Annotated in this window: 18 protein-coding genes; 11 read left to right on the plus strand and 7 right to left on the minus strand. The window is 75.8% G+C overall.

Annotated features, from left to right (window positions below):
- Positions 1-94 precede the first annotated feature (94 nt).
- A complete protein-coding gene (locus CCE01nite_RS14560) occupies positions 95-1,390 on the minus strand; it encodes an extracellular solute-binding protein (protein WP_141372624.1) in 1,296 nt (431 codons plus the stop codon).
- Between the two features lie 112 nt (positions 1,391-1,502).
- On the opposite strand from CCE01nite_RS14560, the gene CCE01nite_RS14565 reads away from it, so the two are divergent.
- Positions 1,503-2,564, plus strand: a complete 1,062-nt coding sequence (locus CCE01nite_RS14565; RefSeq protein ID WP_246056582.1) for a LacI family DNA-binding transcriptional regulator — start codon at positions 1,503-1,505, stop codon at positions 2,562-2,564.
- Between the two features lie 22 nt (positions 2,565-2,586).
- Here the strand turns inward: CCE01nite_RS14565 and CCE01nite_RS14570 are convergent, their stop codons facing one another.
- Positions 2,587-3,447: a hypothetical protein gene (locus CCE01nite_RS14570; RefSeq protein WP_141372625.1), complete on the minus strand. Its 861-nt coding sequence runs from the start codon at positions 3,445-3,447 to the stop codon at positions 2,587-2,589.
- A 303-nt stretch (positions 3,448-3,750) separates the two neighbouring features.
- Positions 3,751-4,452: a hypothetical protein gene (locus tag CCE01nite_RS14575; RefSeq protein ID WP_141372626.1), complete on the minus strand. Its 702-nt coding sequence runs from the start codon at positions 4,450-4,452 to the stop codon at positions 3,751-3,753.
- Positions 4,453-4,582: 130 nt separating this feature from the next.
- On the opposite strand from CCE01nite_RS14575, the gene CCE01nite_RS14580 reads away from it, so the two are divergent.
- From CCE01nite_RS14580 to CCE01nite_RS14605, 6 genes are all read left to right on the plus strand, one after another.
- The gene (locus CCE01nite_RS14580) at positions 4,583-4,933 is read left to right on the plus strand and encodes an ArsR/SmtB family transcription factor (RefSeq protein ID WP_141372627.1); all 351 of its coding nucleotides are present in this window, start codon (positions 4,583-4,585) and stop codon (positions 4,931-4,933) included.
- 3 nt (positions 4,934-4,936) lie between these two features.
- On the plus strand, positions 4,937-5,548 hold the full coding sequence (locus CCE01nite_RS14585) for an SRPBCC family protein (protein WP_141372628.1): 612 nt from the start codon (positions 4,937-4,939) through the stop codon (positions 5,546-5,548).
- Positions 5,549-5,675: 127 nt separating this feature from the next.
- On the plus strand, positions 5,676-7,034 hold the full coding sequence (locus tag CCE01nite_RS14590; RefSeq protein ID WP_246056584.1) for a serine/threonine-protein kinase: 1,359 nt from the start codon (positions 5,676-5,678) through the stop codon (positions 7,032-7,034).
- Complete coding sequence (locus CCE01nite_RS14595; RefSeq protein ID WP_141372629.1) at positions 7,031-7,582, plus strand: mucin-associated surface protein; 552 nt, start codon at positions 7,031-7,033, stop codon at positions 7,580-7,582. Before CCE01nite_RS14590 ends, CCE01nite_RS14595 begins: the two co-directional genes overlap by 4 nt.
- A gap of 158 nt (positions 7,583-7,740) precedes the next feature.
- Positions 7,741-9,897, plus strand: a complete 2,157-nt coding sequence (locus CCE01nite_RS14600; protein WP_052104410.1) for a SpoIIE family protein phosphatase — start codon at positions 7,741-7,743, stop codon at positions 9,895-9,897.
- Positions 9,894-10,283 carry an ATP-binding protein gene (locus CCE01nite_RS14605; protein ID WP_052104411.1) on the plus strand — a complete coding sequence of 130 codons (390 nt, stop codon included), beginning with the start codon at positions 9,894-9,896 and terminating at the stop codon, positions 10,281-10,283. The genes CCE01nite_RS14600 and CCE01nite_RS14605 overlap by 4 nt, the downstream gene beginning before the upstream one ends.
- Before the next feature lie 102 nt (positions 10,284-10,385).
- Here CCE01nite_RS14605 and CCE01nite_RS14610 read toward each other — a convergent pair whose 3' ends face one another.
- Together CCE01nite_RS14610 and CCE01nite_RS14615 are read right to left on the minus strand one after the other, a co-directional pair.
- On the minus strand, positions 10,386-12,098 hold the full coding sequence (locus CCE01nite_RS14610; protein ID WP_084142917.1) for a metallophosphoesterase: 1,713 nt from the start codon (positions 12,096-12,098) through the stop codon (positions 10,386-10,388).
- Between the two features lie 139 nt (positions 12,099-12,237).
- Positions 12,238-12,489 (minus strand): hypothetical protein, encoded by a 252-nt coding sequence (locus CCE01nite_RS14615; protein WP_141372630.1) that lies wholly within the window; start codon positions 12,487-12,489, stop codon positions 12,238-12,240.
- Positions 12,490-13,094: 605 nt separating this feature from the next.
- Between CCE01nite_RS14615 and CCE01nite_RS14620 the strand changes: the two genes are divergently transcribed.
- Positions 13,095-16,472 carry a glycosyl hydrolase gene (locus CCE01nite_RS14620; RefSeq protein WP_052104412.1) on the plus strand — a complete coding sequence of 1,126 codons (3,378 nt, stop codon included), beginning with the start codon at positions 13,095-13,097 and terminating at the stop codon, positions 16,470-16,472.
- Positions 16,473-16,662: 190 nt separating this feature from the next.
- On the opposite strand, the gene CCE01nite_RS14625 is transcribed toward CCE01nite_RS14620, so the two are convergent.
- Positions 16,663-17,649: a LacI family DNA-binding transcriptional regulator gene (locus CCE01nite_RS14625; protein WP_034634258.1), complete on the minus strand. Its 987-nt coding sequence runs from the start codon at positions 17,647-17,649 to the stop codon at positions 16,663-16,665.
- 205 nt (positions 17,650-17,854) lie between these two features.
- On the opposite strand from CCE01nite_RS14625, the gene CCE01nite_RS14630 reads away from it, so the two are divergent.
- A complete protein-coding gene (locus CCE01nite_RS14630; RefSeq protein ID WP_034634261.1) occupies positions 17,855-18,331 on the plus strand; it encodes a CoA-binding protein in 477 nt (158 codons plus the stop codon).
- Between the two features lie 95 nt (positions 18,332-18,426).
- Here the strand turns inward: CCE01nite_RS14630 and CCE01nite_RS14635 are convergent, their stop codons facing one another.
- Entirely contained in the window at positions 18,427-19,011 is a 585-nt protein-coding gene (locus CCE01nite_RS14635; RefSeq protein WP_034634264.1) for a hypothetical protein, read from the minus strand.
- Positions 19,012-19,201: 190 nt separating this feature from the next.
- Here CCE01nite_RS14635 and CCE01nite_RS14640 point away from each other — a divergent pair, with 190 nt between their 5' ends.
- Positions 19,202-19,906, plus strand: coding sequence for an alpha/beta hydrolase (locus CCE01nite_RS14640; RefSeq protein WP_034634267.1), 705 nt, complete (start codon positions 19,202-19,204; stop codon positions 19,904-19,906).
- Positions 19,903-20,787 (plus strand): class I SAM-dependent methyltransferase, encoded by an 885-nt coding sequence (locus CCE01nite_RS14645; protein ID WP_141372631.1) that lies wholly within the window; start codon positions 19,903-19,905, stop codon positions 20,785-20,787. The genes CCE01nite_RS14640 and CCE01nite_RS14645 overlap by 4 nt, the downstream gene beginning before the upstream one ends.
- The last annotated feature ends 184 nt before the right edge of the window (positions 20,788-20,971 follow it).

Consider the following 20,971-nt stretch of genomic DNA (forward strand, 5'->3'; position numbering starts at 1 on the left):
CGGGGAGCCCGGTCGGCGGCACGCGCGGTGTCGCGAGGGGTGGCAGCGACGTCCGTGCGCGTCGGGCGTTCGGTCACGTCGTCTGCCACCTCGTTCACTCGCTCTCGGCCGCGGCCTGCGTGGCGTCGACGATGCCCTGGGGAGTTCCCTGGCCGGCGAACAGCAGCGCGATCTCGTCGTTCATCGCCCCACCGATGTTCTCACCGAAGGCCGTGTCGAAGTAGAGCTGGACGAACGGCGCCTCGTCGCGGAACGTGAGGAGCTCGGCGAGGGCCGGGTCGGCCACCGAGCCGGTCGCGGCGGGGTTGGTCGGCAGGCCCATGCTCTGCTCGGCGAAGCCGGTCTGGACCTCGTCGCTCAGCAGGTAGTTCACGAAGTCGACGCACGCCGGCGGGGCCTCGGCCGAGCAGGCCCACGCGTCGCCGCCACCGAGCGCGGCGGCGGGGTCACCCTCGCCACCCTCGACCGACGGGAACGGGAACCAGCCCGTGTCGGCGCCGAGACCCTGCTTGTCCTCGGTGAGTCCCTGCATGACGCCGGGCTCCCAGTGGCCCGCGAGCTCCATGGCGACCTTGCGGGTCGCGAGGAGGCCGGAGGCGCTCGTCGGGCCGGTCTGCGCCGGCGTCGCGAGGAAGCCGGAGTTGAACGGCTCGGCCGCGATGAGCTTCTCGAGGTCCTCGCCGGCCGCGACGAAGCACGGGTCCGAGAAGTCCTTGAGCGTGACGGCGTCCGTCAGGACCTGCTCGCTGCAGTGGCGCAGGGCCATGTAGTACCAGTAGTGCGCGGCGGGCCACTTGTCGCCCGCGCCCACGGAGATCGGCTCGATGCCGGCGGCCTTGAGCTTGTCCGCCGCGGCGATGAGGTCCGCCATCGTGGCGGGGGGCTCGGTGATGCCGGCCTGCTGGAAGAGCGCCTTGTTGTACCAGAAGCCCACGACGCCGAGGGAGAACGGCAGCGCGTAGGTCTTGCCGTCGACCTGCCAGCCCGCGACCGAGCCGCCGATCTTCTCGATGGCCTCCGACGAGCCGTCGGACAGGTCCTGGACCAGGCCGGCCTCGACGTGCGCCGCGAGCTCGCCGCCGCCGCGCTCCATGTAGACGTCGGGGGTGTCGCCCGTCTGGAAGGACGCGTCGAGCTTGGTGAGCATGTCCTCGTGAGCCAGCGCGCTGATCTCGACGGTGACGCCCGGGTTCGCGGCCTCGAAGTCGGCCGCCACCTTCTCGTAGTAGCCCTTGCCGGGCTCGTTGTTGGAGTTGTGCCACCAGGTGAGCGTGGTGCCGTCCGCGGAGTCGTCGGGGGTGTTGCCGCTCCCGCCGCCGCTGCAACCGGCGGCCAGCAGGGCCACTCCGGCAGTCATCGCAACAGCCGAGAGCAGTCGGTTCCTCGCCATAGTGAGTTCCTTCGTCGTCGTTGACTGGGTATTTCGCGGCGAGCATGCCACACCGTTTCGGGCACGGTCAATCGTTATCGATAACGTTTTCGTACCGGTAGCATCACCGTCCGTGACCGAGCGTCAGCAGCTCCCGCCCGGGGCCGAGGACCTCCACCGCGTGACGATCACCGACGTCGCACGCGCGGCGGGGGTCTCCGTCGCGACCGTCTCCAAGGTGATCAACGAGCGCTACGGCGTCGCGGCCCGCACGTCCGAGCACGTGCAGCGCGTGATCGAGCAGCTCGGGTACGAGTCGAGCCTCGTCGCGCGGAGCCTGCGCAGCCACAAGACGCACGTGATCGGCATCCTCGTGCCCGAGTTCGAACCCTTCAGCACCGAGGTCCTCAAGGGCACCTCGCGCGCCATCACCGGGACGGGCTACGAGCTGCTCGCCTACTCGGGCGGCGGCCGCGCGGGTGAGGTCGTCGGGTGGGAGCGGCGCTACCTGTCGCGGCTCAGCGGCACGCTCATCGACGGCGCGATCATGATGACGCCCACCGTGGTGCGGACCGCCGGCTCGGTGCCGGTCGTCGCGATCGACCCGCACGCCGGCCCCGCGGACAGCCCGACGGTCGACGCCGACAGCTACGCGGGCGCGGTCCTCGCGACCGAGCACCTGCTGCAGCTCGGGCACCGGCGCATCGGCTTCCTCGGGGGGCGCCCCGACCTCGACTCGGCCCGGCTCCGCGAGGACGGCTACCGGGACGCGCTCGCCACGGCGGGCATCCCGGTCGACCCGGACCTCGTGCGCCTCGGCGGATACCGGCGGCAGGTCGCCGCGGCCCCCACCCGCGAGCTGCTGTCCCTGGCCGACCGGCCGACCGCGATCTTCGCCGCGAACGACCTCTCGGCCATCGGCGTCCTCGACGTCGCGCGCGAGCTCGGGCTCACGGTGCCCACGGACCTCTCGGTCGTCGGCTTCGACAACGTGCCCGAGTCCGCCCTCACCGAGCCGCCGCTGACGACCGTCCAGCAGCCGCTCCAGGAGATGGGCGCGCAGGCCGTGCACCTGCTGCTGCGGCTCGTGCACGGCGAGCCGGGCGCCAGCACGCACGTGCGCCTGCCCACGTCGCTCGTCCGGCGCGGCTCGACGGCTCCCCCGGCCGCGGCACCCGGACGCGCGGGCGGCTGACCGGCGACCGCGGGGCGACGGGCTAGAGCGCCGCCGCCCCGAGGTGCAGCTCGGCGAGCGGCTCGGCGTCGAGCACGTCGCCGACCACGGCCGCGACGGTCAGCGCGTGCAGCGTGGGCAGCGCCGCGCGGAGCAGCACGGGGTCGGGGTCCGGCTCGGCACCGACGAGCGCGGCCGTGACGTCGAGCACCGCGACGAGCTGCGCGCGCAGCCGGCCCGTCCCGTACGCCGCCCACGCACCCGCGTGCATCGCGCGCGCCCACCGCCCGGGCGGCCAGCCCACCTCCGCAAGCCGGTCGAGCGTCACCTCGCGGCGCGCGAGGGCCCGGCACAGGTCCGCGACGGCGTCCGCGCGCGGCCCGTGCGACGCGCTCGGCTCGACGAGCGGCACCTCGACCTCCCCGAGGCCGGCGTGCCACGGCCGGCCGAGGACGAGCGCGTCCCGTGCCGCGAGACCGGGCGACGTCCACCAGACGCCGACGACGCCGGCGGCCGCCGCGGCGGACGCCGGCACGACGTCACCGCCGGAGACCGCGACGCCGGGCGCGTCGGGCCACGCGACGGCCTCCCGGGTCACGAGCCGGACGACGTCCGTGACCCGTCCGAGCCGGCTGCGGGCGAGCGTGCGCGCGGAGCCCGGACCGCCGTGCGACGCGGTGCGCAGGAGCGTCGGGGTCGTCGGGGTCCGCGCGTCGAGCCCGTCGAGGGCCCGCCACGCTGCGGCGCGCTCCCCCGGCGCGACGTCGAGGACCGCGAGCCCGAGGTGCGTGAGGGCGGCGTCGGTCAGCCGGAACGTCGCGCTCAGCGTCGCCAGCAGGTCGCGCGCGGCGGGGTGGCACGCGGCGTCGGTCGCGAGCACCGTCGGCGAGGAGAGCGTGTACACCCGGGGGCCTCCCCTGCGCGCGGAACTCGGTCAGCTCGACGGTAAACGCCCAGGGGCCGACGGAGCGGACGAATCCCCCGTGTGCCGCGCGGCGGGAGCACGCGGGCCGGGTCGCGTCACCCGGCCGGGCGACGCGGCGGGGCGGTGGCCGTGCGGCCGAGCGGTCGACCCGGGTGGTGCCGCGCCGGAGCGGCGGGCCCCCCGGAGCGCTCCGCGCCGGAGCAGCGGGCCCCCCGGAGCGCTCCTCGCCGGAGCAGCGGGTGCCCCCGGGTGCGCTCGCAGGAGACGCCCGGGGCGGGTCGGTCAGGCGTCGGGGCCGGGCTCGAGGTGGGCTTCGAGCGCCTCCCGGGCGATGCCCGCGTGGTCGGCGATGTGCGTGCGCGTCAGGACGCGTGCGGCGTCGACCCCCCGGACGGCCTCGCCGACGAGCGCGGGGTGTGCGGCCGGGCCGCGGGCGGCGAGCTCGCGCAGCAGCCGGTCGCCGTGCGTCGCGTACCAGGCCGCCGCGAGGTCGGCGCGGTTCGGCGCCAGCGCCAGCACCGCGCGGCACAGCGCGCCCGTCGCCGCGACGAGCCCCGGTCCGTCGGAGTGCGTGAGCCAGGCGGCGACGAGCCGGGTCTCGCGGCGTGCGTCGGTGTCGTCGCCCGCGGGCAGGTGCTTGAAGGTGCGGCGCAGGTCGAGGGCGACCTGCATGCGGGTGTCCCAGTCCCACGACCCGACGGCCTCGGTCGAGGTCGCGAGCGCGAGCGTCCACGGCTCGTCGTGCCCGTGCTGGACCGCCTCGATCGCGCGGAACCGCAGCAGGTGGGCGGCGCTCTGCCCGGCGGACGCGGTGCGCCGGGCCGCCTTGTGCCCGGTGCGCGGGCGCTCCTGGCCGGCCTCGGCGGTGGCCCACGCGCCGTCGTCGTCCACCGACGGCGGGGCGGCGGCGCGGGTGGCCTCGACCAGCTCGATGATCGGGCCGGCCCACTCGGCGGGCAGCGGGGCGTGCGCACGCGGGGTCATCGGGCGCCTCCTGGCGTCGGGTCGCGGTCGGTGCCCCGGACGCGCTCGCGCGTCCGGGCGGACCCCGGCAGCCTACGGCGCCTCGTCATAGGCATTGTCTTATATAAGCCGCGGCCGATAAGGTGGCACCGTGCACGCCTTCGACGTCCTGGGTGACCCGGTCCGCCGCCGCATCCTCGAGCTCCTGCTCGAGGACGAGCGATCCTCCGGCGACGTCACGGCCGTCATCCGCGCCGAGTTCGGCATCAGCCAGCCCGCCGTGTCCCAGCACCTGCGGGTGCTGCGGGAGAACGGGTTCGCCCGGGTGCGGGCCGAGGGTGCACGCCGCCTGTACGCCGTCGAGGCACGTCCGCTCCAGGACGTCGACCGCTGGCTGCAGCCGTTCCGCGAGTTCTGGGCCCAGCGCCTCGACGCGCTGGGCACCGAGCTCGCCCGGGGGCGCCGGGACCGGCGCTCCCGAGGACCGAACCAAGAGGACTGAACGATGATCGACCTGCTCCAGGAGCTCGCCGCACTCCACCGCGCCGTGGTGCGCGACGAGGGCACGCAGACCGTCTCGGTCACCGTCGCCCGCACGTACGAGGCCGACACCGAGGACGTCTGGGACGCGCTCACCGACCCCGACCGGCTCCCCCGGTGGTTCTACCCCGTGACCGGTGACCTCCGCGTCGGCGGCACCTTCCAGCTCGAGGGCAACGCCGGCGGCGACATCCGGGCCTGTGAGCGCCCCGCGCGGCTCGAGGTGACCTTCGGCATGCCGGACAGCGTCGTGACGGTGACCCTGGTGCAGGACGCGGACCGGACGACCGTCGAGCTCGTGCACACGGTGCCGCTCGCGATCGCGGGCAGCGGCGCCGGCGCGCTGTTCGTGGGCCCCGGCTGGGACGGCGCCCTCGTGCAGCTCGCCCGGGAGCTGCGGGGCGAGTCCTCGGGCGACCCGCTCGCCTTCGCCGGCTCGCCCGCGATGGTCGAGTACAACCGCGGCTCGATCGACCGCTGGGCGGAGGCCGTCGAGCGGTCCGGCACCGCGTCGGCCGAGGAGGTCGCCGGCGGGCGCGCGGCGGCGGAGGCGCAGTACACGACGACGCCGTCCTGAGGGCCGTCTGCGCGGGCGCCCGGGCCGGGTCGACGTGCGGGCCACGCCGGCCCGGCCTACGTTCGAGGCCACGACTCGCACGGGGGCGCGCTGGAGTCGGTCGCCCGTGCGCACGAGGAGGAGCACCGTGGGAGCAGCACCCGACCTCGACGTCGGCCCCGTCCTCGCCGACCGCTACCGGCTCGACGACGTGCTGGGGCAGGGCGGGATGGCGACCGTGCACCGCGCCCACGACCTCGTGCTGGACCGCGACGTGGCGGTCAAGCTTTTCCCGCCGGTCGCCGAGGGGGCCGACGAGCTCCAGCGCCACCAGGCCGAGATGCGGGTCCTCGCGCGGCTGAACCACCCGGGCCTCGTGACGCTGCACGACGCCGGGAGCGTCACGGCGGGCGGCCCGCTGCGCCAGACGTACCTCGTCATGGAGCTCGTGGTCGGTCGTACGCTCGCCGACCGCCTGCACGACGGCCCGTTGACCCCAGGGCACGTCGCGCACCTCGGCCGCCAGGTCGCCGAGGCGCTCGTCGTCGTGCACGCGGCCGGGGTCGTGCACCGCGACATCAAGCCGGCGAACGTGCTCCTCGCGGAGGCGGGCGACGGACCCGACGAGCGGCTGACCGGCGACGGGCACGACGCGTCGGCCGGCGAGCTCCGCGTCAAGCTGGCCGACTTCGGGATCGCGCGCCTGTCCGACGGCGCCCGGCTGACCGTCACCGGCACGACGCTCGGGACCGCGAGCTACCTGAGCCCCGAGCAGGCCACGGGGTCGGCGATCGGTCCGACGAGCGACGTGTACTCGCTCGGGCTCGTGCTGCTCGAGTGCCTCACGGGCGAGCGCGCGTTCACCGGGACCATGCTCGAGGCCGCTGCGGCACGCCTCACGAGCTCGCCGGTGATCCCCGGCAGGTTCGGCTCCGCGTGGGCCGACGTGCTGAGCGCCATGACGGCGCGCAGCCCCGGCGACCGGCCCTCCGCCGCCGAGGTCGCCGTGCGCCTGGCGGTGCTGGGCGGCGAGCCCGCGGGCGCGGGCGCCCTGTCCCCGCCCACGGTGGCGGCACCCGTCGTCGATCCGCCGTTCGCCCCGCCGCCGACCGCGGCCGCGGCGGCCGTCCCCGCGTCGACCGCTCCCGTCCGGGCGGCCGTCCCCGCCTCGACCGCGCCCGTCCCGGCGGCCGTCCCCGCGTCGACCGTGCCCGTCCCGGCGGGGCCCCCGTCCCCGGCGGCCGGCGTGACGGCGGAGATGCCGACGACGTCCGCGGACGTCCCGCCGGTGCCGGCCGCCGACCCGCGCCCCGACGGTGTCGCCGACCGGCGCGCGCGCCGCGGGACCCGCCTCGCCGCAGCCGCGCTGCTGCTGTGCGTCGGGGGCGCGGCCGTGCTCGCCACGCAGGCGTCCGACGACGCCCCGCCCGTCGTGCCGTCCTACCCCACGGTCGAGGGCGGGCTGGGCGACGCGCTGCAGGACCTGCAGCGGAGCGTGCAGCCGTGAGGGCCGGACGCGGCGCGACCGCGCTCCGCCCGGTGCTCGGCACCGCGGTCGCGCTCGTCCTCGTGCTCGCGGGCTGTGCGCAGGCCCCGGAGCTCGACGCCGCGCGCGCGGGCGCGCTGCAGTCGGCGGTGCTGACCGTCTCGGAGGAGGCTGCCGCGGGCCGGTACGACGCCGCGCAGGCCGCCCTGGCGCAGGTTCGCGAGCAGCTCGAGGCGGCCGCAGACGCCGGCGAGGTGTCGACGGCCCGCTACCGCCAGATCGACGACGCGCTCGACCGCACCGCGCAGGAGGTCGCGGCGGCCGTGGATGCCCAGGCCGCAGCGGCGCGCGCGGCCGCCGAGCAGGCAGCGGCGGAGCAGGCGGCGGCCGAGCAGGCGGCCGCGGAGCAGGCTGCGGCGGAGCAGGCCGCCGCCGAGAGAGCCGCGGCCGAGCAGGCAGCCGCCGCCCGGGACGCCGCCCCGCGCGCCGGCGAGGGCGCCGGCGAGGGCGCCGACCCGAAGGACGACAAGGGCCCGAAGGGCAAGGGCAAGGAGGGCGACGACGACTGACCGGACGGAGTGTCCGGCCGGCATCCCTTGATCCGGGGCCCGCACCAGCCGATAGTGCCTGAGAGGCGCGGCGCAGGTCACCGCGCGCAGGGCGCCCGCGACGCGTCCGACGACCGACGCCCGGGGACCGCTCGGGTCGAACCCTGAGGGGAGGGTCCGTGCCCGGCAGCAGGTCCGACCTGGAGCCGTCCGAGCCGACCGCCCCGACCGCCGCGGCGCCGCCCGTGCCCGTCCCGCGCGTGGGGGAACCTGCACCCGTCGCGGCACCCGCCCCGAGCCTCGCGTCTGCCCTGGGGTCCGGCGCCGTCGAGTCGGCCCAGATCGGCACCTACGCGTGGGACCTCACGACCGGCGAGCTCGCGCTCGACGAGCAGCTCATGGCGGTCTTCGGGTTCGGCTCCGACGAGTTCGACGGGACGATCGGGGCGGTCGGCGAACGGCTGCACCCGCACGACCGGCCGCGCGTCGCGCGCGCGTTCGAGCTCGCCGTCGAGTCGCAGGGCTACCTCGAGATCGAGTTCCGCGTGCTCGTCCCCCACGGCGACGCGCGCTGGGTGCTCGCGCGCGGACGCCTCGTGCAGGGCGGCGACGGACGTCCGGCGCGGGCGGTCGGTGCCGCGTTCGACGCGACCGCACGCCAGCAGGGCGAGGCGCGCACGGCACGCCTGCTCGAGGCCATGCCGACCGCGTTCTTCTCGGTCGACGCGGAGTGGCGCTTCACGTACGTCAACAGCGAGGCCGAGCAGCTCCTGCGCCGGCCGCGCGAGGAGCTCCTGGGCGGCACGCTGTGGGAGCTCTTCCCCGAGACGCGCGGCACCGAGTTCGAGACGGGCTACCTGCGCGCGGCGCACACCGGCGAGACGGTCGGCTTCGAGGCGCACCACCCCGCACCGCTCGACGCGATCTTCGAGGTGCGCGCATGGCCCGGGCCCGATGGCCTCGCGGTCTACCTCCAGGACGTGACCGAGCGGCACCGCGCCCAGCGTGCGAGCGAGCACTCCGCGCGGCTCGAGCGGCTCAAGGCGCAGGTCACCGACCGGCTCACCGAGACCCTCGACGCGGAGCAGTCGGTCTCGCGGCTCGCCACGCTGCTCGTGCCGACGCTCGCGGACTGGTGCATCGTGACCGTCGTCGACCACGCCGACGACCCCGCGACACCGCCCGTGATGCGCGACGTCGGCTTCGCGCACCGCGACGCGCGCCTGCTGCCGCTCGTGGCCCGCTACGCCGGGCGCCGCCTCGAGTCGCTCCGGGACGACTCCTACGTCGAGCGGTCGCTGCGCACCGCGCAGGTCGTCGAGGTGCGCAGCGGCGCGACGGAGGCGGTGCGCGCGGTCCTCGCGCCCGGCGAGGCACGTGACGTCCTCACGCGGCTCGCACCGGGGAGCGGGGCCGTCCTGCCCCTGCGCGGGCGCGGCCGCACGCTCGCGCTGGTCAGCCTGTTCAACGGCCCGGGGCGCGGTCCGATGACGCGGCAGGAGCTGCGCGCCGCGCAGGACATCGCCGGTCGCGCGGGCCTCGCGCTCGACAACGCCCGGCTGTACCGCCAGCAGCGCCACCTGGCGGAGGAGCTCCAGCGGTCGCTGCTCGCCGAGCCCGCCGGCCCCGAGCACGTGCAGATCGTCGCGCGCTACGTCCCGGCCGCCGAGGCCGCGGAGGTCGGGGGCGACTGGTACGACGCGTTCCCGCAGCGCAACGGCGACACGGTCGTCGTGATCGGCGACGTCCTCGGCCACGACAGCGCCGCAGCAGCGACCATGGGCCAGCTGCGCGCGGCGCTGCGTGGGATCGCCGTCGCGACCGGCGCCGGTCCCGCGGAGCTGCTCGGCGTCGTCGACCAGACGATGCACACGCTGCGCACCCCGACGATGGCCACGGCGTTCGTCGCGCGGCTCGAGCACTCGTGCGAGCAGGCGGCGCGCGGCGAGGCGACCGTCCGGTGGTCGAACGCGGGCCACCCCTCCCCGCTGCTCATCGGGCCCGACGGGACCGTCGAGGACGTCGTCGGCGTCCGCCCGGACCTGCTCCTGGGCGTCGACCCCGACGCGACCCGGTCCGAGGCCACGCGCACCCTCCAGCCCGGCGCGACGCTCGTGCTGTTCACCGACGGGCTCGTCGAGCGGCGCGACGAGAGCATCAGCGACGGCCTCGCGCGGCTGCGCACGACGCTCGAGGAGCTCGCGGGCCGCGACCTCGACGACCTCTGCGACCAGGTCGTGGCCCGGATGCTGCCGTCCCGCCCGCAGGACGACGTCGTGGTGCTCGCGCTGCGCCTCGACCCCGTGCGGGCGCGAGCCCCGGAGGTCGTCCGGTGAGGACCGACTGCCGCGCGGAGCTGCGGCTCGACGCCGATGCCACCGCGCCCCACCGCGGCCGGCACTGGGTCGTGCCGGTCCTGCGCGCGCACGACGCCCCCCAGCCCGCCGTCGACCTCGTCGAGCTGCTGACCAGCGAGGTCGTGACCAACGCCGTGAAGTACGGGTCGGCCGAGCACGGCATCGTGCTCTCCGTGGGCTGGGCCGACAGCCGGGTCACGGTGCGCGTGAGCGACGCCAACCCTTCGGCCCCCGTCGTGCAGCGCTCGGCCCCCGAGGACCTCGGGGGCCGCGGCATGGAGCTCGTCGACCTGCTCGCCGAGTCGTGGGGCGTCGAGACGCACGCCGAGGGCAAGACGGTGTGGTTCACCGTGCACGCGTCCTGACTCCCCCGCGGTGGGGCCGGGTGCGCGACGGCGTCCGGGGCGTGCCCGGGGTTCGGGCGGGCGTGCGGTCGAACGGCGGCCGCCGTCGAACGGCGCGCGGCCTCAGGGCGTGCGCGCCACCACGTCGTCGAGCTGGGCGACGAGCGGTGTGCCGGTCGCGGAGCTCGAGAGGTACAGGTACGCGCCGATCTCCCCCGCCGCCTGCAGCCCGGCGGTCGCGTCCGTCGCCGTGAGCTGCCACGCGGACGGCTCCGGGTCGCCGGCGCGCCAGACCCGCGCGCGCACGGTCGTCGGCGACGTGCCCGTGACCTGGACCCGCACCTGCAGCCGCTGGCCGACGACGTGCGTGAGCCCCGGGACGACCGTGCTCGGCGCGAGCGCCGTCTCGCTCGAGCCGGCGGTGCGCGTCAGCCCGACGGACACGGCGCCGCTCGAGCCGACGTGCACCTTCGCCCGGTAGCCCCCGACGCCGGGGACCCGCCGGCCGTCGACCGAGAGGTAGAGGCCGCCGCCCGTCGGGGCCCGGTCCGTCGCGGCCGTGAGCGTGAGGTCGGTCGACGCCGACGAGACGGGGAGCGCGAGGTCGCGCCCGGTCCCGGCCCCGAGCTGCACGCGCGCGGTGCCGCCCGCCACGGAGTAGCCGGTGCCGCTCGTGCGCCACGCACCGCCCGTCTCGGCGCTGCCGAGCCCCGACGCGACCGTGCGCGTGAACGTGTCGGCCGCGAACGGCGCAGCGCCGGGGTCGGGCGTCCCGCCGATCGTGAACGCGTCCGTGAAGGTGCCGCCGTCGGCGCGCACGAACGCGGCGGTGAGCGTCGTCGCGCTCACGCGCACGTCGAGCACGCCCCAGGTGGCCGTCGCGAGCCCGGACGCCGCCGCGAAGTAGGGCGCCTCGGGGTCGGACGGGTTGACGTCGCGCTGCACGACGCCGCCCGTGCCGACCGTCGCGAAGACGGTCCCGGCACCCTTGACCATGCTCGCGTCGGCGTCGACGACGCAGTCGAGGTCCGCGGTACCGGGCGTCATGCGCGTGCAGCCGGTGCCGTGCCCGAGCTGCTTCGTGCGCTGGTAGAGGTGCTCGTGCCCGTGCAGCACGAGGTCGACGTCGGAGCCGAGCAGCAGGTTGAGCAGGTCGGGGCCCATGTCGCACGGGTACTGGCCCATCGACAGGCAGGGGGTGTGCGACCCGACCACGACCCAGGGGATCTGCTCGGCCCGAGCGCCGTCGATCGCCGCCGCCGTCCACGCGTACCGCGGCGAGCCCGCGGCGTAGGACGCGAGGCCCTCGGGGAAGGTCAGGCCCGGCGAGATCATGACGTAGCGCACGAGCGGGTCCTGTGCGGGCACGTCGACGTACCACTGGCGCCCGTAGGTCCCGACGAGACCCGGGAGCTGGTTCGGCAGGCACGACGAGAAGTCGTTGATGTGGCCGTTGGTGCCGTTGGACTCGTGGTTCCCCGCGAGCAGCTGGAACGGGAAGCCCGCGCCGACGTGCTGCGTGACGAGGTCGCACCAGGCCTGCTCGCCGCCGACCGCCCCGTAGGACAGGTCGCCCAGCGCGAGGTTGAGGTCGGGGGCGAGCCGCCCGATCGCGGCGAGGACCGCGCGGGACTGCGGGCCGGCGCCGTAGTCGCCCGCGGCCGTGAAGTGCACCTCGCCCTCGGTCGCGGCGGCGGCCACGTCGGCCGCGGCGACCACGGGCGGGCCTGCCGGGAGCGCTGCGGGCGCGCGGGCGACGTCGGTCGCGAGCAGCGCGGTGAGGGCCGCGGCCGCGAGCGTCGCGACGAGCGGGGCGAGAGCGGTGCGGTGCGACATGAGTGCCTCCGGACGGCGAGGGGCGCGCACGACCCACACCACCACGAACCGGGACGAAGCGGAACAGGCGGCGTGGGTGAAGCGTCCGCCCGGCGCCGACGACCCGGCGCCGCGCCGCGTCCGGTCGCGCGCCTTCCCGTCAGCCCGTGGGGCAGACCCAGCTCCCCCGGGCGGCCACGAACGCGAGCTCGCCCGGTCGGCCGCCGAAGGGCGCGCGCGCGAGGACGTAGTCCGCCTCCGGCGCGCCGCCCGGACCGGGACCGTGCCCGACGTCGGCGACCTCGACGGTGACCGTCTCGCCCGCGCGCACGGCCGAGGACCAGCTGAAGACGTGACCCGCGAGGATCCCGTCGAGACACGTGTACTCCGGCACCGCGGACCTCCCGGTCATGACCTGCCCACCGTCGTGGTGGACGGCGCCACGGTACGGACGCGCGATGAACGCGCTGTGTCGCGGGCGTGACAGGCGGGACGTCGCCCGGACGGCCCGCGTCCGACCTGCGGCGACGCTCCCGAAGTTCACCCGCCCTCCCCCGGACGGCCCACGCGGAACTGTGGCGCGAGGTTTCGGCCGCGTGTCGGGCGTACGTCGAACGGGTGAACGGCGCCGGTCCCGTTGACATCCGCGAGCCGCGACCACACTCTGAGCCGTCACCTAGTGACACGATTCACCAACCGAGAACCTCAGCGTGGAGGACTCTTCGATGGGCAGCACGAGCTCGCCTGCGGCCGCACCGGCCGCCACCGCCCCACCCCGTCCGCGGACCGGGTCGGGCTGAACCACCGCCCGCGCGCGACCCGGACCGGGCCGGCACACCGCCGCCCGGCACCGTCGCGTCGGGCCGCACGACCGACGACACAGAACCCGGTGCGCACCACGCGCCGGGGCACCACTCGCTGACCGGGGGACGCGGGTGACCAGCGGGCCGGACGGTCCGCGGCGTCCGACGAACCCGTCGGCCGCCCTGTGCACGACCGAGATCGGGAGACATCCGGATGTCTGCAGGGAGAGAACCAACGACGCCGACCTGGCGGCACCGAGCCCGCCCCCAGGGCCGCGTCCTCGTCGCGCTCGTCGTCCTCGCGGCGCTGCTCGCCTACGTCCTCCAGGCGGCCGTCGCGCCGCGGGCGGACGCCGCGACCGTCGGGGCCGGGAGCTACGCCGAGGGCACGCCGACGGGCGGAGCGGTCCCGACGGAGTGCAACGGCACGCCCGTCACGAACCCCCGGGCGCACGTGACCAGCAACTTCCCGGCGGGCGCCGTCCCGACGAACGACTGGTGGACGTCGCTGCTGTGGCGGAAGTTCGACTGCGCGTCGATCTCCGAGAACCTCATGGCGCACCCCCTCGCGTTCCACGCGTACACCGACGGCCTCGGGGTCAGCTACCCGACGACGGCCAGCATCTCGGGGACCGCGACCGGTGTCGGGGAGTACCACTACACCTACACCGAGGACTTCCGCCTCGGCATCGCGGGCCTGAGCTCCGACGGCAAGGTCGACGGCTACTCCGACTGGACCGTGAGCGAGCTGTGGACCAACGGCAGCAGCAGCCTGCGCACGACGTTCGGGCACGGCCTGCCGTTCGTGTACGCCACGAAGACCGGCGGGAACGCGACGCTCACCGGCAAGGCCGTCCCGACCGTGTGGAGCAACGGAGGCGGCGCGGTCGGATACACGATCAACGGGCACGACTACGCCGCGTTCGGCCCGTCGGGCTCGACGTGGACCGTCTCGGGCAGCACCCTGAGCTCCTCGCTCAACGGCGGCTCGTTCTTCTCGGTCGCGGTGCTGCCCACGTCGTCGGGCAGCTCGAACGCCGACCGCGTCGCCGCGCTCAACGCCTACGCGCCCTACGCGCACAACCACGTGACCGGCACCAAGGTCTCGTGGTCGTACGACGAGGCGAGCGCCCGGATGACCGCGACCTACGCGTTCACCACGACGGCGCGCCAGGGCTCGGGGACCGGCACGGTCTACGCGCTCTACCCGCACCAGCGCGACCAGCTCAGCGGCGCCACGCCGAGCGCGTACTCCTACGTCTCGCCGCGCGGCCCGATGCGCGTCGTGATCGGCAGCTCGCAGTTCCAGACCGTCGCCACGTTCAACGGCGTGCTGCCGCAGCTCGCGAACACGGGCTTCCCGGCCGGCTCCGCCGACGCGACGCAGCTCAACGGGTACATCGAGCAGGTCGCGACGAGCGACCCGTTCGCGGGCTTCGGCGACGACACGTACTGGACCGGCAAGGCGTTCGGCCGGATTTCGCAGGTCGCGCACATGGCGAACCTCACCGGCAACACCGCCGCGCGGGACCGCCTCGTGAGCTCGATGAAGACCCGGCTGACCGACTGGATGACGGCGTCGCCCGGCGAGACGACGCGCTCGTTCTGGTACAACCCCGCGTGGGGCACGCTGATCGGCTACCCCGCGTCCTACGGCTCGGACACCGACCTCAACGACCACCACTTCCACTACGGCTACTACGTCGTGGGGGCCGCGACCGTCGCGCAGTTCGACCCGGCGTGGGCCGCGGAGTCCGCCTACGGAGGCATGGTCAACACGGTCATCAAGGACGCGGCGAACTGGGACCGCAGCGACACCCGCTTCCCGTTCCTGCGCGACTTCGACATCTACGCGGGCCACGACTGGGCGGCCGGCCACGGCGCGTTCGGGGCGGGCAACAACCAGGAGTCGTCGTCGGAGGGCATGAACTTCGCGAGCGGGCTCATCCAGTGGGGCCAGGTGACCGGCAACAAGGCGGTCCGCGACCTCGGGATCTACCTGTACACGACCCAGGCGTCGGCCATCGAGAACTACTGGTTCGACACCGACGACGAGGCGTTCCCGGCCGCGTTCGGCCACTCGACGGTCGGCATGGTGTGGGGCGACGGCGGCTCGTACTCGACGTGGTTCAGCGCCGAGCCCGAGATGATCCAGGGCATCAACCTGCTGCCCAGCACCGCGGGCCACCTGTACCTCGGGTACGACCCGGCGTACATCACCCGCAACATCGCCGAGCTCGAACGCAACAACGGCGGGCCGGCGACGGTGTGGAAGGACATCATCTGGGAGTTCCAGGCCCTGGCCGACGCGCCGACCGCGCTCTCCCAGTTCCGCGCCCAGGCGAGCTCCTACGCCGTCGAGGAGGGCGAGTCGAAGGCCCACACCTTCTACTGGCTCAAGAACCTCGCCGGCCTCGGGACGGTCGACCGCTCGGTCACGGCCAACACCCCGCTGCACGCGGTGTTCGTCAAGAACGGGGTGCGGACCTACCAGGCGGCCAACATGAGCGGCAGCCCGATCACGGTGCGGTTCTCCAACGGCGTGACGCTCAACGTCCCGGCCCGCTCGGTGACGGCGTCCACGACGTCGGCGCCGACCGACACCACGGCGCCGTCCGTGCCGGCGGGCCTCACGGCCTCGGGCACGACGTCGAGCGCGACGACGCTCTCCTGGAGCGCGTCGAACGACGGCCCGGGCGGCACGGGCGTCGCGAGCTACGAGGTGCTGCGCGGCGGCTCGGTCGTCGGCACGGCGACCGGGACGACGTACACGGCGACCGGCCTGTCCCCCGCGACGGCGTACAGCTTCACGGTGCGCGCGGTCGACGGCGCCGGGAACCGCTCGGCGTCGAGCAGCGCGGTGTCGGTGACGACGTCCTCGTCCTCGACGGGCGGCGACACCACCGCGCCGTCGGTGCCCTCGGGCCTCGGGGCCTCGGGGACCACCGCCTCGACCACGACGCTCTCGTGGAACGCCTCGACCGACGCCGTGGGCGTCACGGGGTACGACGTGCTGCGGGGCGGCACGGTGATCGGCTCGACCGCGAGCCGGACGTTCACCGTGACGGGCCTGTCCCCCGCGACCGCGTACTCGTTCACGGTCCGGGCCTACGACGCGGCGGGCAACCGGTCCGCCGCGAGCGCCGCGGTCGCCGTGACCACGTCGCCGTCGACGAGCACCGGCGTCGACGCGACGTCCCGCATCCAGGCCGAGGCCTACAGCGGGATGGTCGGCGTGCAGAAGGAGGCGACGCAGGACGTCGACGGCGGGGAGAACATCGCCTGGATCGCCAACGGCGACTACGTCCGCTTCGACAACGTCAACTTCGGCACGACGCCGCGCGGCACGTTCAGCGCGCGGGTCGCCTCGGGCGCGGGCGGGTCGGTCAGCGGCCTCGTCAACGTCCGCCTCGGCAGCCGCACGGCCCCGCCGATCGGCAGCTTCGCAGTCGGCAACACCGGCGGCTGGCAGTCGTGGCGCACGATCCCGGCCAACATCCAGGCCACGACGGGCGTCCACACCGTGTACCTGACGTTCGACTCCGGCCAGCCGGCCGACTTCCTCAACGTCAACTGGTTCACGTTCAGCTAGCCCCGCGCGAGCAGCAGCACACCGGCCCGGCAGCGAGCGCTGCCGGGCCGGTGCTACGTCGGGGGCGGGACGGCGGTCCGCGGCGCGCGCGGGAGCGCGTCGGCGACCGGGAGGCGCGGCGTGAACCGGGGAAGGCCGGCTGGCCGCGCATCCCGGGACGGGCGGCCCGCTGGGCGAGGACCCGCGGGGGTCAGGTCGACGCGCGCTGCACTACGTGGAAGAGGTCGCTCGGCGCGTGCAGCGACTCGCTCGAGCCGTCGAGCGCCGCGAGCACCGCGCGCGTGAGGTGGCGAGCCTGCGCGTCCGTCGCCTGCCACACCGTCGTCAGCGCGGGCGCCGCGAGCGCGGCCGCCGGGATGTCGTCGACGCCGATCACCGCGACGTCCTCCGGGATGCCGAGCCCCTCGGCCCGCAGGCCCGCGAGGACCGCGAGCGCGACCTCGTCGTTGTACGCGACGACGGCCGTCACCGGCTCGGATTCCGCGCGCCACGCCCGCACCGCGGCGGTCGCCGACGCGACGTCGAGCTCGACCGCGTGCGGCTGCGGCGCCGGGAGCCCGCGGGCCTCGCACGCCAGCCGCGCGCCGGCGAGGCGCCGGTCGGCGAACACCGCGAGGCGCGGGTCGGCCGGCGCGGCGTAGCCCAGCACCCGGTGCCCGCGCCCGACGAGGTGCTCGACCTGCAGCTGACCGATCCCGGTCTGCGGCACCGAGAAGCTCTCGGGGTGCGGGTCCTCGTCGAGCGAGCTCGTGAGCACCTGGATGCCCGCTCGGCGCATCGCCTGCTCCTCCTCGTCCGTGAACGCCGTGAGGCCGACGACCGCGCGCGGGGTCACGGCGCGCCACAGCTCGGCGATCGGCCGGCGCCCGCGGTCGTGGTGCACGAGCATCGACAGCCCCCGGTCGGCGAGCTCGCTCGCGAGGTGGTCGAGGAGCGTGTCGATCACCGGGCCGACGGGCCAGTTCGGCAGGACGCACAGGACGAGGTCGCTGCGGCCCATGCGCAGCGCGCGGCCCGCGACGGACGGGGTGTAGCCGAGGCGCGCGGCGGCGTCCCGGACCCGCTTGCGCGTCGCCTCGGGGATCGCCACGTCGGGGCGGGCGTTGAGGACGTAGCTGACGGTCGTCCGGGACACGCCGCTCTCGCGCGCCACATCGGCACCGGTGACGCCTGGCACGGATCCTCCTCGACGCCGCCGACAGCACGTTCAGCGGTCACCCTAACGTTGCGCCCGCGCGCGGCGCAGCAGGCCACCGCCGCGGCCGAGGGGCGGGACGCCGTCCACCGGCGGCGCCGTCGTCGGCCCGGGCCCTTCGTCCCGGCGACCGCCGCCGGGGCGTCGCTACCGTGCCCGGACCACCCCGTCGAGGCACGGAGCAGTCATGACCCGCACGCAGGACGCCGCCCGGCAGTTCCTCGACCTCCGGCGCATCGCCGTGACGGGTGTCTCGCGCACCGCCGGGGGCCACGGGGGCAACGTCGTCTACCAGCGGCTGCGGGAGACCGGCTACGAGGTGTTCGCGGTCAACCCCAACGCCGAGGTGGTCGAGGGCGACCCCAGCTGGCCGGACCTGCGCTCGATCCCGGGCGGCGTCGAGGCGGTCGTCGTCGCGACCCGTCCGGAGCACGCCGCGGCGACGGTGCGCGAGGCGGTCGAGCTCGGCGTCACGCACGTGTGGATGCACCGGTCCGTCGACCGCGGGAGCGTCGACGACGAGGCGACCGCCTTCGGCCGCGCGCACGGCCTGACCGTGATCGACGGCGGCTGCCCGCTGATGTACGGCGCCCCGTCCGACCGCGCGCACCGCGTGATGTGCCGGCTCCTGACGCTCACCGGCCGGGTCCCACGCACCGTCTGACGCCCCGGCCTGGTCGCGCCTCCCGGCCCGGACGTGCGCCGGCCGGCGGGGCGCGCAGGGGGCGCGTCCCGCCGGCCGGGTGCCGGTGGTCGTGCTCAGCGCAGCCAGGGCGCCCTCTGCACGACGGGCAGCCGGGCCCACCAGCGGCCGAGGCCCCAGGTGTCGCCGGCGAGGAGCGCCGCGCACACGATCAGCACGAGCGCGTACACGACGTGGTAGTCGACGACCGGGTTGGTCGACCCCTGGAGGAGCGGCCACTCGGCCACCCACATGAGCAGCATCATGACCGTCGCCGCGACCGCGGAGATCCGCAGCCCGATGCCGAGCACGACGGCGACGCCGATGCCGAGCAGCCCGAGCATGAACAGCCAGTCGGTCACCGGGCCGGCCATCGACGCGAAGGCGTCCCGGAACGGGCCGACCGTCGCGTAGGTCATGAACCCCTGGCTGGGGGTCCCGCCGTCGATCCAGGCGAGGCTCGGCTCGCCCTCGGCGACCGCGGCGCCGGTGCTGTAGTGCAGCCCGAACGTCTTGTCGAGGAACGCCCACAGGAAGATGAAGCCCGTCGCGATCCGGGTCACGGCGAGCCAGCGCCGGCCGGTGGCGGACGTCACGAGGTCGTGCTCGACGAGCGTGGCGGGGTGTGTCACGCGGGCTTCGGCGGAACGTGTGGCAGACATGAGGTGCCTCCTTCGTCGCTGGCGTGTTCCGTGCGCCGTGGTGCCTGACCCTTCCCACGATCCTCGTGCGCCCACGCCGCGCCAGGGCCCAACGTCCCGGGCCCAGCCCCGAGACCGCGGCCCCGACCCGTGACGGGGACCCGCGGGTTCTGGCACGGTCGGGGGGAACCCCGGAGGCGGAGGAGATCTCGTGGCCACGTTCGTCCTGATCCACGGTGCCGGTGACGTCGGCTGGTACTGGCACCTCGTCGAGGCGAAGCTGCGCGCCCGGGGCCACGACGTCGTCGCGCCGGACCTCCCCTGCGACGACGACACCGCGGGGCTCGTCGAGTACGCCGACGCCGTCGTCGCGGCGGTCGCGGCGCGGCCGGACCTGCACCCCGACCTCGTCGTGGTCGCGCAGTCGTTCGGCGGCTTCACCGCCCCGCTCGTCTGCGAGCGGCTGCCGGCGCGCCTGCTCGTCCTCGTCGCGGCGATGATCCCCGCACCGGGCGAGGCCCCCGCGGAGCACACCGAGAACACCCGGTACGCCGACGACGCGTGGGGCGGGTACGGCGACGAGATCGAGGTCTTCTACCCCGACGTGCCCCGCGCGCTCGCGCTCGAGGCCGTGCGCCGGGCACCCCGGCAGTCCGAGGCCCGGATGCGCGAGCCGTCGCCGCTGCGGGCGTGGCCCGACGTGCCGACCCGGGTGCTGCTGTGCCGCGACGACCGCGTGCTGCCGGCTCGCTACCTGCGGCGCGTGGCCCACGAGCGCCTCGGGATCACCCCCGACGAGATCGACGGCGGGCACACCCCGGCGCTGAGCCGCCCGCGCGAGCTCGCCGACCGGCTCCTGGCCTACGCCGCCGAGCAGGGCATGGCGGCGTCCGGCCCGCCTCCGGAGCGGCCGTGACGGGCGACGCGCCGGACCACGCCCCGGCGCCGGGCGACGCGGCGCCGGGGGACGCGGCGGCCGCCGGGGGCTACGACGCCGAGCTGCGCCGGTACGACCCCGTGCTGCGCCGCGCCGCCGCCGTGCGCCCCGACGACCGGGTGCTCGACCTCGGCTGCGGTGCCGGGCGGACGACGCGGGACGCCGCGCGGGCGGCGGTGCGGGGCCACGCGCTCGGGGTCGACGTCTCGGCCGCGGCGATCGAACGCGCCCGTGCGCTCGCCCAGGCCGAGGGCTTGACCCATGTGACCTTCGAGCAGGGGGACGCGCAGGTGCACCCGCTGCCCGAGGACGGCTTCGACCTGGCGATCAGCCGGTTCGGCACGATGTTCTTCGACGACCCGGTAGCGGCGTTCGCGCACGTGCGGCGCGCGCTCGCCCCCGGGGGACGGCTGGCGATACTGGTGTGGCAGGCGGCGGAGCGCAACGCCTGGGACGGCGCGCTGCGGGCGGCGCTCGGCGCGTCGGACCGCCCGGACGGCGCGGGCGGCGCCGGCGTCACGGGCGGCACGGGCGGCACGGCGCAGAATGGCACGGCCGCCCCCGACCCGTTCTCGCTCGGGGACCCGGACGCCGTCCGCAGCGTCCTGGGCGCGGCCGGGTTCGCCGACGTCGTGCTGACCGACGTTCGGGAGCCCCTCTGGTTCGGCCCGGACATGACCGCGGCCCTCGCGTGGGTCCGCGGCTTCACGTGCACGGAGGCCGCGCTGGCGGGCCTCGCGCCGGACGCGGCGGAGCGTGCGCTGGACCGCGTCCGCTCGGTGCTCGCCGCGCACCTGCGGGACGACGGCGTGTGGTTCGACGGGCGCGCGTGGTTGGTCACGGCCCGCTGCGCGCCCTGACCACCGCCGGGATCCGCGACGACCGGGCGGCCGGGCGAGCCTCGCCCCCGGCGGGGCCTTCGACCGGGCGGCACGTCGCGGCGCTGCTCCCCGAGAGCCGCCCGGAGCCCTCGTGGTTCCGGCGGCGCCGTCGTCCACCCGCCACCTCCCCGACGCCAGGACGTCGCGCGCGGGCCCTCCCCCC

Origin of the sequence: Cellulomonas cellasea, from assembly GCF_006538745.1 — a bacterium.
GTDB lineage: Bacteria > Actinomycetota > Actinomycetes > Actinomycetales > Cellulomonadaceae > Cellulomonas_A > Cellulomonas_A cellasea.